Source organism: Campylobacter concisus (genome assembly GCF_902460895.1).
In the GTDB taxonomy this organism is placed as follows: domain Bacteria; phylum Campylobacterota; class Campylobacteria; order Campylobacterales; family Campylobacteraceae; genus Campylobacter_A; species Campylobacter_A concisus_BC.
Genome location: NZ_CABPVL010000001.1, coordinates 1 through 12,294 on the forward strand (window position 1 = coordinate 1; position 12,294 = coordinate 12,294).

General features: G+C 38.2%; 13 protein-coding genes. All 13 read right to left on the minus strand.

The features are described from left to right. Positions 1 to 49: 49 nt before the first annotated feature. Positions 50 to 835, minus strand: coding sequence for a glycosyltransferase family 2 protein (locus F3G98_RS00005; RefSeq protein WP_103608623.1), 786 nt, complete (start codon positions 833 to 835; stop codon positions 50 to 52). Between the two features lie 21 nt (positions 836 to 856). Next, positions 857 to 1,951, minus strand: coding sequence for a DegT/DnrJ/EryC1/StrS family aminotransferase (locus tag F3G98_RS00010; RefSeq protein WP_103608622.1), 1,095 nt, complete (start codon positions 1,949 to 1,951; stop codon positions 857 to 859). A 3-nt stretch (positions 1,952 to 1,954) separates the two neighbouring features. After that, entirely contained in the window at positions 1,955 to 2,530 is a 576-nt protein-coding gene (locus F3G98_RS00015) for an acyltransferase (protein WP_180995835.1), read from the minus strand. Further along, positions 2,530 to 3,495, minus strand: coding sequence for a Gfo/Idh/MocA family oxidoreductase (locus F3G98_RS00020; protein ID WP_012140264.1), 966 nt, complete (start codon positions 3,493 to 3,495; stop codon positions 2,530 to 2,532). The genes F3G98_RS00015 and F3G98_RS00020 overlap by 1 nt, the downstream gene beginning before the upstream one ends. Positions 3,496 to 3,527: 32 nt before the next feature. Beyond that, positions 3,528 to 5,111, minus strand: a complete 1,584-nt coding sequence (gene argS / locus F3G98_RS00025) for an arginine--tRNA ligase (RefSeq protein ID WP_149725571.1) — start codon at positions 5,109 to 5,111, stop codon at positions 3,528 to 3,530. 9 nt (positions 5,112 to 5,120) lie between these two features. Further along, positions 5,121 to 5,342: a Sec-independent protein translocase subunit TatA gene (locus F3G98_RS00030; RefSeq protein ID WP_103635478.1), complete on the minus strand. Its 222-nt coding sequence runs from the start codon at positions 5,340 to 5,342 to the stop codon at positions 5,121 to 5,123. A 51-nt stretch (positions 5,343 to 5,393) separates the two neighbouring features. After that, the gene (gmk, locus tag F3G98_RS00035; protein ID WP_009294763.1) at positions 5,394 to 6,005 is read right to left on the minus strand and encodes a guanylate kinase; all 612 of its coding nucleotides are present in this window, start codon (positions 6,003 to 6,005) and stop codon (positions 5,394 to 5,396) included. Next, positions 6,006 to 7,556 (minus strand): Highly acidic protein, encoded by a 1,551-nt coding sequence (locus F3G98_RS00040; RefSeq protein WP_149725572.1) that lies wholly within the window; start codon positions 7,554 to 7,556, stop codon positions 6,006 to 6,008. Between the two features lie 56 nt (positions 7,557 to 7,612). Continuing rightward, positions 7,613 to 8,374: a flagellar biosynthetic protein FliR gene (gene fliR / locus F3G98_RS00045; RefSeq protein WP_103608618.1), complete on the minus strand. Its 762-nt coding sequence runs from the start codon at positions 8,372 to 8,374 to the stop codon at positions 7,613 to 7,615. A gap of 90 nt (positions 8,375 to 8,464) precedes the next feature. After that, positions 8,465 to 9,109: an ABC transporter ATP-binding protein gene (locus tag F3G98_RS00050; protein WP_103608617.1), complete on the minus strand. Its 645-nt coding sequence runs from the start codon at positions 9,107 to 9,109 to the stop codon at positions 8,465 to 8,467. After that, positions 9,109 to 10,173, minus strand: a complete 1,065-nt coding sequence (tsf, locus tag F3G98_RS00055; RefSeq protein ID WP_103608616.1) for a translation elongation factor Ts — start codon at positions 10,171 to 10,173, stop codon at positions 9,109 to 9,111. The genes F3G98_RS00050 and tsf overlap by 1 nt, the downstream gene beginning before the upstream one ends. Further along, positions 10,173 to 10,961, minus strand: a complete 789-nt coding sequence (rpsB, locus tag F3G98_RS00060; RefSeq protein ID WP_002941277.1) for a 30S ribosomal protein S2 — start codon at positions 10,959 to 10,961, stop codon at positions 10,173 to 10,175. The genes tsf and rpsB overlap by 1 nt, the downstream gene beginning before the upstream one ends. Positions 10,962 to 11,151: 190 nt before the next feature. Continuing rightward, the gene (gene iadA / locus F3G98_RS00065) at positions 11,152 to 12,291 is read right to left on the minus strand and encodes a beta-aspartyl-peptidase (protein WP_103608615.1); all 1,140 of its coding nucleotides are present in this window, start codon (positions 12,289 to 12,291) and stop codon (positions 11,152 to 11,154) included. Positions 12,292 to 12,294 lie beyond the last annotated feature (3 nt).

Here is a 12,294-nt window from a genome sequence, read left to right on the forward strand (position 1 = left end):
ACTATACCACACATACCATCTCATTATTTTAATATTACAAACAGCTTATTTAATGTATCTTTTTAATATTTTTATATTTAGATTTCCATCCACCCCATGGCCAATAATACAGCAAGGCTAAAGATGCATATCCAAAAGTAGTAATTGAGCTAACCATTTTGGACTCACTTCGTTTCTGATTATACTTTAACACAAATGGCGATTCTCCAAATTTTGCACCTATCATTTTAAGTTTAACGATCTTCTCCAAAGTAGCAGTAAAGCCAAGTCCTTTTAATTGAATAAAATTATTACCAAAAATATTAATAGCATATTTTATCGCACTTGCCCTATATGCCCTAAACCCACAAGAGTATTCTTTTAGCCCATTTATTGGAAAAAAGACTTTCATAAAAATATTTGCTAATCTTGATATAATAGTCCTATAGGTGCTCAAACCTTCCTGTCCTCCGCCTTGTACAAACCTTGACGCAATAACCACATCAAATCCATCATTTATTTTTTCAATCATATTTGGAATAAAACTTGGCTCATGCGTATCATCACAATCCATTCTAATAATAATATCCTCATTATTTGAAATTTCTGCAGCTTTTTCAAAAAGATCCCTAGACGTCTCGCCTAAACCTCTATTTATGACATGTTCAATAACTGTTATAGGAAAGAGCTTTGAATATTCTTTCAGCTTTCTTCCTGTATTGTCAGAACTTCCATCGTTACAAACTATTATGTGATAATCAGCGTTCATCTCGCCTTTTAATACTCTATCTATTTTAGGGAAAAGTTGGTCTATGGATTTCTCTTCATTATATGCGGGCAACAATATATATATCATTAAAACTATTCCTCTTTTAATTTACAAATTAGTAAATTTTTCTGAAATATAATTCATTTCATTTTCTGTTAAATACGGATTCATAGGTAAACTCATTATCTCTATTGAAATTTTCTCAGCAACAGGAAAATCACCAAATTTGTATCCTAGATATTTAAAGCACTCTTGCAAATGAAGCGGCATAGGATAATGTACAGCTGTTGGCACACCGGCTTCTTTTAATCTTAGTTGCACTTCATCTCTATTTTTTATCCTAATAGAATACTGTGCCCAAGCTGACTGAGCCCTACTATCAATATATGGCAATATTACATTTTTATCTTGCAATGCATCTATATATTTAGATGCCACCTCTTGTCTTAATGATAAATCTTTTTTATAATGTCTAAGTTTTACCAACAAGACAGCTGCTTGAATAGTGTCTAATCTACCACCAATACCAATATACTGATGATGATATCTTTTTGACTGCCCGTGTAAGCGTAGAGATTTTAACTTTACCGCCAAATTTTCATCATTTGTAAAAACAGCACCACCATCACCATAACAGCCAAGTGGTTTAGCTGGGAAAAATGATGTAGTAGCGATATCACCAAGAGCCAAATCTTTGACATCATTAAATGTTGCGCCAAAACTCTGCGCACCATCAACTACAACCTTTAGGTTATGTTTTTTGGCTATTTTTGAAATTTCGTCCATATCAGCAGGCTGACCATAAAGTGAAACTGGAAGTATGGCTTTTGTTTTTGAAGTTATGACTGCTTCTATTTTATTAGCATCTATATTATAAGTTTTTTCATCGATATCAACAAAAACTGGTTTTGCTCCAAGCAAAGCAATCATTTCAGATGTTGCTACAAAAGTAAAAGGTGTTGTAATAACTTCATCACCTGGCTTAATATCAATAGCCATTAGAGCCATCAAAATGGCGTCAGTTCCACTACTACAGCTTATGGCATACTTAACATCTATATATTTTTCTAGTTCCGTTTCAAATTCAGAAATTTCAGTTCCCATTATAAAGTTACAATTTCTAGCAACCTTTAAAATAGCTTTTTCTATTTCATCTTTGTAAAGTTCGTGTTGATACGCTAAATTTGCAAAATCTATATTCATATTTTACTCTTTTACTACTATTAAATTTTCATCAACTACCCTATAACTACTACCGTCAAAATCATCAACAGCCAATCCATTGCCATCAAATTTCAGTGTATTTCCTGCCTTACTAACCCAACCTATTTGTCGCGCCGGCACACCAACCATAAGCGCATAAGGTTTCACGTCGCGATTTATAACAGCTCCACTTCCTATGAGAGCATACTCACCGATAGTAACACCACAAACTATAGTAGCATTTGCACCAATGCTACAGCCTTTTTTTAAAAGTGTTTTTTTAAATTCTTCTTTTCTAATTATAAAAGCGCGTGGATTTATAACGTTTGTAAAAACCATAGATGGTCCCAAAAACACATCATCTTCTATTTCAACACCTTCATATATTGAAACATTATTCTGCACTTTTACACCATTACCGACTCTAACATTTGGTCCAACAACACAATTTTGACCAAATGAACAATTTTGTCCAATAATAGAATTGGCTAATATATGAGAAAAATGCCAAATCTTTGTTTTTTCCCCAATTATTACATCACTATCTATAAACGAACTTTCGTGAGCAAAATATGGCATTATTCTACCACCTTTTTACAAAAAGGATGATATTCTCCTTTTAATCCAATAGGTGACATTTTTCTTATACTTGAAACAATATTTATGGAATTTCTAGCCTCATCCAAGCCAAATCCTTCTCCTGAAAGGATGTGCTCATAGCTTTTGGTATGCAAATCAGTAAAACCATCGGAAAATTCTATTTCATCACCATCAACCTTAATACTTCTAAAAGTTCTTTTTCCACTGTTTTTTATATTCTCAGGAATATAATCATAGTTGACAGACAAAAACCATCTAACATTTGCGTTTTTAAGCCTCATATATCCTGCATTTGCATCAGGTTGCTTAAGGTGAACTATATTTTCCTCTATAGGTCCAAAAATCCAAGAGAGCATATCAAAAAAATGCACTCCAATATTTGTAGCAACGCCACCAGACTTATCTTCATCGCCCTTCCATGATATAAAATACCATTTACCACGAGATGTTAAATAGGTCAAATCTACATCATAAATTCTGTCTGGATTTTGTAAAAGCTCTTTTGAAATTTTGTTTTTTAATGCAACAATTGACTCATGAAGCCTTAGCTGTAAAATATTAAATACTTTTTTGCCACTCTCTTCTTCGATTATTTTTAATTGATCTATGTTATGCGGATTTAAAACAAGTGGCTTCTCACATATTGCATTTGCTCCGCTTCTTAGAGCAAAACGAATATGGCTGTCGTGTAGATAATTTGGAGTAGTTATTGCAATATACTCTATTTTTTTATTACCGTTTCTTCGCCACTTATCAACAAATCTATCAAACCTTTCATATTCAGTAAAAAAATAAGCTTGCGGGAAATAACTATCCATTATTCCTATTCCATCATAGGGATCTAGAGCTGCAATCAGTTCATTGCCTGTATCCTTAATAGCCCTCATATGCCTTGGAGCTATATATCCACTAGCGCCTATCAAACCAAAATTTATACCACTCATCTTAATAATCCTTTTTATCTGAAATTTAAATCTTACATCCTATCTTTAGCTGTGATTCCCATTATATTAAATGCTGTTTTTATCGAGACAGCAACGACTGCAAATACCTTTAGTAAGCTATCTTCATTTTCATTTCCAACCACACGGTTTTCATTATAAAATTTATGAAAGCTAGCAGCTAGTGACTTTAGATAGTCTGGTATTTTTTGAAGCTGCCTTGAAGCAAAAGCATCCTCTAAAATTTCAGGCAATATAAGCGCCTCAAAAAGTAAATTTTTAGCATTTTCATCTAGGCACTCAAAGTCTGCATTTATTACGTCACTAACGCTTTTTCCAGCCTTTGCAAAGACCTGATTTATCCTAGCGTGAGCGTAGTTTATATAAAAAATAGGGTTTGAGCTATCCTCTTTTTTAAGCTCATCCACGTCAAATTCCAAACTACTCGTATTTGCCTTGCTTATAAAGATAAATCTAAGCGCCTCAGCACCGATCTCACTCGCAATATCACTCATCAGCACCGCATTGCCAGCACGCTTGCTCATTTTATATGGCTTGCCCTCTTTTAGTAAGCTAACCATCTGCATAAGTATCACTTCAAGCCTGTTTTCATCGTAACCAAGGAAATTTATCGCAGCCTTTAGCCTTGCGATATATCCGTGGTGATCCGCGCCCCAAATGTTTATATAGTGGTCAAAATTTTTCTCAAATTTAGCGTTATGATAGATGATGTCGCCAGCTAGATATGTCGGTCTGCCGTCATTTCTAACCACAACCCTATCGTTGTCGTCGCCAAGCGTGGTCGAAGCGATATAAGTAGCGCCCTCTTTTTCGTACATTTGATTTGAGCGTTTTAGCTTTTCTATAGTTGGCTCCAGGCGGTCGTAAAGAGCTTTTTCGCTAGCCCAGCTCTTTATAAAAATGCCAACATCAGCCAAGTCTTTTTTGATGATCTCAAGCACGATATCCTTGCCAAACTCAGCAAGCTCAAGGTTTCTGCTCTCGTCATAAAAAATTTCCTTGCCAAATTTCTCATTTGCAAGCTTAGCGATATCTAAAATATAATCCCCGCGGTAATATTTCTCTGGATAGACGACACTTGCGTTAAAAAGCTGCTCTTTAGCCGCAAGTGATATCGATGTGCCAAGCAGATCTATTTGATTGCCCGCATCATTTATGTAGTATTCTGTTGAGATGGCGTAGCCAAGTCTTTTGCCAAGTCTTGCCAAAGTATCGCCATAAACTGCGCCTCTAACGTGCCCGATGTGAAGCGGTCCAGTTGGATTTGCGCTGATATATTCTATTAAATAGCTATCTTTTTTCGCATCTTCTTTTGCAAAATTTTCGCTATCTAGCAAAATTTGCTTTGAAATTTCATCTAAAAATTCGCTCTTAAGCTTGAAATTTAAGTAGCCATTTACCGCGCTAGCTTCCACTATATTACTGTCACTAAATTTATCAGCAAACTCGCTAGCTATCATAGCCGGCGACTTTCTTAGCTCCTTTGCAAGACTAAAAAGTGGCGTCGCATAGTGGGCTAAATTTTTATCCTTTGGCTTCTCAAGCACAAATTCACGCTCTAAAACCTTTGAAATTTCAGCTTTTATTTTATTTTTCAACTCTAAAACCTATGCGTTTTTAGTTGTTTCTTCTATCTTTTGACTAGTAGCACTATCTTCTTTATGCTCGACTTTTTCGCTCTTTTCAGGAGTTGTGTCCTCCATCTCAGCCTTAAAAGTCTTTATACCCTTACCTAGTCCTTTTGCAAGCTCTGGGATCTTCTTTGCTCCAAAAAGTAATACAATGATCGCCAAAACGATCAACCAGTGGCCAATACTAAAAGAACCCATCTTTTCTCCTTATCAAATTTTCTCAAAATATTATCATAAATTCCTGAATTTCTAGCAATCTATCCACTCGTCGATGACGTTTCTTAAGTTTATCTTAGCGCTTTTTAACCTCATCGCTCGAAGGATTGATTTTAGTCCTTTGTAGCTCTTTTCTATATCATCATTTACTAAAAAATAATCATACTCTAAAATATGTTCCATCTCTCCAACTGCGTTCATCAAGCGATTTTCTATCGTCTCGTCGCTATCTGTTCCGCGGTTTTTCAAGCGTCTTTTGAGTTCTTTTTTGTTCGCAGTTGTTATAAAAACTGAAGTGATGTAGCTTTTAAATTTCTCAAGTGCGATGTGAAAGCCCTGCACATCGATGTCAAATATAACTATCTTTCCAGCCTCAAGCGCTGCTAAAACTGGCTTTAAGCTCGTACCATAGTAGTTTTTATGCACTTGCGCCCACTCTAAAAACTCGCCTTTTTCTATTCCGCTTTTAAATTCATCTTCTTTTATAAAATAATAATCCACCCCATCAACTTCGCCTTCTCTTTTGGCTCTTGTTGTGCTTGAGATAGAAAAATATAGGTCTTTCTCTTCCTTTAAAAGACGGCCCAAAAGCGTGCTTTTACCGCTTCCGCTAGGTCCAGAAACTACTAAAATTTGTCCTTGCAACTACTTTTCCTCGAAACTTATATTTATCTTGATGTTCATATCTTTTAGCACATCTCTTAGCGAGCTCTCATTTAGCGACTCATGGACGTGTTTTGTGATCTTTTTAGTTAGCTCTTCTTTGTAGTCTTCTTTTGCATCATTTTTTGATCTTGTCTGAGGCATATCTTTTAGTCCAAATGCCGCTAACATCGTGTTTTCATCTATATCATCTATCGATGCCACGTCAAAATTTAACTCACTTGATGCTGCGTCTTTGCTCTCATCTTTCGTGTCTTCTTCTTGAGCATTTTCTTCTTCGAAAGTTTCATCCGCAAGGCCTAGATCTTCTTTGGCTTCTGGCTCGCTCACATCTTCTAGCTCTTCTACTGGCATCTCACTAAAAGTGTTCTCACTAGACTCTAAATTTTCTAGCTCCTCACTTGAAATTTCATCCAAAGCCTCTTCTTCTATATCCTCTTCTGCTTTTTCATCATCTACTTGAATTTGCTCTTCATCAGCATTAGAAGTCTCATCTAAATTCTCCTCATCTTTAGGCTCATCTTCCAAATTTATCTCATTTTCAAGGCTATCTTCATCATCAAATTTAGCTAGCTCGTCTAAATTTAGCTCTTCTTGCTCTAAATTTTGAACATCTAGCTCAGTATCGTCTAAATTTTTATTTTCTTCGTCAGCCTCTTCGCTATTTAGCTCTTCATCAAGTGAATCGATCTCACTAAGCTCAAATTTACTCTGATCTATCTCATCAAGCTCGCCACCCGTATTCTCATCATCAACCAAGCCTGCAACGTCATTTTGGCTAATAATATCATCTAAATTTTTATTTAGCTCTTCATCTGCTTCAGACTCTTCTGGCATATTTTCTATCTCATCGACAAGCGCGCTAAGCTCTGCTAGATCGCCATCTTTGCTCTCTTCGCTCTCATTTGCATCACTTATCGCTTCACTAGTCTCTTCATCCACACTCTCATCAGCAAGGTCTTCGCTAGCAAGCTCTTGCAGGTCCTCAAACTCTTCTAAAGACTCCACATCGCTAGCTTCATTTTCCTCTTGCAAGTCACTCTTGTTAATCTCCTCGCTTGGGCTATCTATGCCACTTTCTAAAAGCTCTTTGTCAAGGTCTGCGAAATTTTCTAAATTTGTATCTATATCAGGTAGCTTAAACCCTGACATCTCGTCAAAATTTATAGCCTCATCACTAAAGTCGCCAAAGTCGCTTTCGCCTTGCTCGCTCGCACCATGCTCAGGAGCTGGCTCATCTTTTGGCCTATTTTGCTCAAAAACACTTATAAATTCAGTCGGTAAAAATGGTTTTTCAAGCATCAAAGTAGCAAATTCTGGTTTGCTCTCGCCACGACTTGCTAGATACATCACATCTTTTGTAGTCGCAAGCTCGCTGCTGTCCACGTCACTATCGATTATGATAAAGTCAAATTGAGTATCGTCAAATCCATTTAGATCCTCAAATTCGCTATATTCGGTACCGATTTTATTCAGACTTAAAGTTATCAGACGTGAAACTGCTGGATTTTTATTTATAAGAGCAACTTTCATCATCCCTCCTTGTAATAGTAAAAGCCTATTCTATGATAAATTTCATTGCTATTTTCTTAAAAAAACAGAGCCGGCAGATCATTTATCACTTTTAAAAGTAGGTCGCTCATGATCTTCATAATGCCTGCTAAAATGGCTATCAAAACGGAAAATCCGATCGTCACTTTGATAGGATAGCCGATGACTAGTAGGTTAAACTGCGGCATCGTCTTCATGAGCATGCCAAAGATAGAGTCTGAGAGCAAAGATAGGGCGATGATGGGAAATGACATGATAAAGCCAAACATAAACAAATTTGTAAATAAATTTATCGCATAGCTCATGATGCCAGGGCGTGGATAAAAATCGCCAAGCGGCACAACAGCAAGCGAGCTAGCGTAAAACTGAAGGAGCAAATGGTGGCCGTCAAATGCCAAAAATGTTAATAGCGCGATGAAATTTATAAGGTTTGCTATGACTGGAGAGTTTGTGCCAGTTTGTGGGTCAAGCACAGAGGCCATCGAAAAGCCCATGACCATCGAGATTTGCTCGCCTGCCATTTGAAGCGTGGCAAATATGATGGTTAGCATAAGTCCAGCACTTAGACCCAGCATAACCTCGCCCAAGATCTCACCGACTAGGAAATTTATAGAGTTTTCATGAGCTTTAGAGATGGGAAATAGCACGACACAAAGGACAAAAACTAAAAGCGTTTTTACTGTAAGCGGGACTTGGTTGTGCGAATAAAATGGAAAAAAAACGATGAGACCGCTTAGGCGTGCAAACAAAAGCATAAAAACTATGGTTTTATCGGCTCCAAAAAATTCTACTAGTTCCATTTTGCTCTTTTAAATTTTTTGCTAATTTTACAAAATTTTACTTTGTTTTTTAAATTTATGTGGTCGTTTTTAGAAATTTGAAGCTAAATTTTAAGAAATTTGCACAAGCTCTTTGTTCTCAAGCCTGTATGAGTTGTCACATTTCGCGGCTAGGTCGTTGTCGTGAGTGACTAGAACAAGGGCAGCGTTATTTTCATTTATATAGTCAAACAAAACTTGCATCACTTCATTTGCTGTTTGCTTATCAAGGTTGCCTGTTGGTTCGTCTGCAAAGATGATCTTTGGCTTTTTAGTAAGCACTCTAGCGATGCTGACGCGCTGCTGCTGGCCGCCGCTTAGCTCTCCAACTTTTTGGTTAATAACGCTTGAAATTTTAAGTGCTTCAAGATCATTTTTTTCTATATTTTCGCCAGATAAGATGCTTGCAAGCTCGATATTTTCATAAGCGCTAAAGCCTTTAAAAAGATAGTGCGACTGGAAAATAATGCCAAAATGAAGCCTTCTAATGGCCAAAAGCTCATTTTGAGAAAGCTCATAGATCGATCTATCTTGATAGATGACCTCGCCAAAATTTGGCTTTAAAAGTGTTGAAAGTATGTGTAAAAGCGTTGATTTGCCACAACCGCTAACACCAGTTATCGCGATACTTTGTTTTTGATTGAGAGTTAAATTTATATTGTTAAAGAGCGTATAATCATACGCAAAGCCTAGATTAGACGCTCTTAAAATTTCCATTAGCCTATTTGAGCAGCAACTTCTGCAGCAAAGTCATCTACTTTTTTCTCTAAGCCTTCGCCAAGCTCGAAACGAACGTATTTTACGATCTCGATCTTGCCGCCAAGCTCTTTGCTTTTCTCTTCAATAACTTGTTCGATAGTCTTTTTATCGTCCATTACATAAAACTGACCTAAAAGTGTAAGGCGTTGGTCAAGCACTGTGTTATCAGCGTAAAATCTCTCGATCTTGCCAGGGATGATCTTGTCCCAAATTTTCTCAGGTTTGCCCTCAGCTTTTAGCTCTTCTTCAATCGCTTTTGTAGCTTTTGCAAGCTCAGCCTCACCTATCTGGCAGCGGCTAGCATACTCAGGGATGTGGTGAAGTGGCTTGCCTAGGCGTTTTAACTCTTCATTTTCTTTTTCAAGCTCAGCGCGAAGTGCGATAAATTCTTTCTCAACAAACTCTTTATTAAGGTCTTTGTAGCTTATAACGCTTGGCTTCATAGCAGCTGCATGCATACATAAATTTCTTATAAATTCAGCTGCTTTGTTTGCAACTTCAGCACTTTCGCAAGCTGCACCGATAAGCACGCCAACACGGCCATTTGAGTGAACATAGCCATTTACCACGCCCTTATCATCAGCGCTAATAGTCTCAAAGCGGCGAACTACAAGGTTTTCACCGATAGTTGCGATCTGAGTTTTGAAGTATTCTTCAAATTTAACACCATTTAAAGTGCTTGTATTTAGCTCTTCAACTGTTTTTATACCACTTGATTGGATGTGAGCTGTTGTGTCTTTTGCAAGCGCTTGAAACTGTGGGTTTCTAGCAACAAAGTCAGTCTCAGAGTTGATCTCACTGATAGTTGCTTTTTTGCATTTTGAGCAAACTTCAACACTTACTAAGCCCTCGCTTGCAAGGCGGTCAGCCTTTTTAGCAGCTTGACCTAGGCCTTTTTCGCGAAGGATGTCAACAGCTTTTTCCATGTCGCCATTTGCTTCGCCAAGTGCCCTTTTGCAGTCCATCATACCAGCTCCGGTTGATTCGCGGAGCTCTTTTACCATTTGTGCAGTTATTTCCATTACTCTTCATCCTCGCCAAAGTCTTCTTCGCTCATAGCCTCAGCTACAACTGCGTCTTTCTCATCTTGGCTTACTTCTTCTCCAGCAGCTTGCTCGCCACCATCTTGCTCAAGAAGTGATTTGCCTTCGTTGATCGCCTCAGCCATCTCTTGGCAGAAAAGCTGAACAGAACGGATCGCGTCATCGTTTCCTGGGATAGGATAATCAACAACATCAGGATCGCAGTTTGTATCGATCGGTGCTACAACTGGGATCTTTAGGCGATTTGCCTCTTGAACGGCGATCTTTTCTTTAACTGTATCAACAACAAATATCATATCAGGTAGGCTTTTCATATTGCGGATACCGCCAAGAGTTGCGATAAGTTTCTCTTTTTTGCGGCGAAGCATCAAAGCCTCTTTTTTAGTTAGTAAATTTATCGAACCATCTTCTTCCATAGTCTCGATAACTTCTAGTTTGCGGATAGACTGGCGGATAGTACCGAAGTTTGTCATCATACCACCTAACCAGCGGTGATTTACATAAGGCATTCCACATTTTTCAGCGTACTCTTTGATAGCGTCGATAGCTTGTTTTTTAGTACCGACAAATAGCACTGACTTGCCTTCAGCAGCTGCGTCACGAACGATGTTGTAAGTGTAGCGGAAGTAGCGGATAGTCTTTTGTAGATCTATAATATAGATACCTTTTCTCTCGCCAAAGATAAATTTTTTCATCTTTGGGTTCCAGCGGCGTGTTTGGTGACCAAAATGTACGCCACACTCTAATAAATCTCTCATAGTTACCATGAGTTTCTCCTTGTTATAGGCATTTTGCCTTGAATTTAGTTTTATCCTCCACGACCATTAATGCTTTCGCACAACCAAATTTAGGATTGTCGTGTGTGAAATAAAGCTTGGATTATATTGAAACTTGGCTTTATTGAAGCTAAATTTAAAGATTTCTTTAGCTACAAATAAAGCTCAAATTTCTTTAAATTTACTCGAAAAAGCCTTTTTTAACGACCTTTTCGTCTTTAACGCAAAACTCGCCTTTTGCGATCACGTCGTATAAATTTAGCTCCTCGTCAAAGACGCAAAGATCAGCGTCGTTGCCTACTTTTATCTCGCCTTTTTGGCTTAAATTTAGATATCTCGCCACGTTTTTACTCATCAAAGCCAAAGTGTCTTCTATCTTTAAAATTTTATTTCTCACCAAAGCTTGCAATACCTCTAAATTTGACGCACATGACGCGCAGCCATATCCCACTAGCTCGCCATTTTCGTTAAATTTAGGCACGCTGCCGTTGCCATCTGAGCTCATCGTTAGGCGCTCTAAATTTAGCCCATTTTCAAGGCCGTAAGCCACCACCTCGTGAAGTGGGGCAAATTTACTACCACCACTCGTGATATCGATGTTTCCGCCCATTTTTTGAAATTTTAAAGCCTCATTAAACAGGTCTTTCGTCCTAGCGCAGTGCGTCGGCGAGAAGTAATGAACTGGGAATTCATAGTCTTTTATCACCTTAAAGACGTTGTCAAATTTCTCGCTTAGTCCGCCCATGTGCATGTGAAGCACGCCGCCTTTTTTAGAGACCATGCCGCCTATGCGTATCTTGCTTAGAATTTTGATGAGCTCCTCTTTTGAGACGTAGCTGCCGCGGTTGTCGGTCAGTGCGATCTTTACGCCGATCACTTTGTCAATTAGTATGAGATCTTTTGCGATGTCACCGGTAAATGTCACACAGGGGCTTGCGTATGAGCCAGTGTGGATGAAGGTCGAGATGCCCTCAAACTCGAGCGCTTTTGCTTTTGAGTAGAGATTTTCCAGGCTTCTAGTGACACCATCTGTCCCCAAAACGCCAACAAGCGTCGTAGTGCCGTATTTTACGATCTGGCTAAGCGTGATCTCAGGCGTTCTTGAGTGATATCCAGCCTCTCCGCCACCACCCGTGATATGCACGTGCTGATCAATGAGGCCTGGAGCTAAAACCTTGCCCTTTAGGTCGTAAACGCTAAGCTCTTCTACGCTAAAAGTTAGCCCCTCGCCGATGGCTAAAATTTTACCGCCACCCACCAAAACATCGCATTTGCCAAGAAATTTTGGCGTGTATAGATTAGCATTTTTAAGCAAAAGCATATT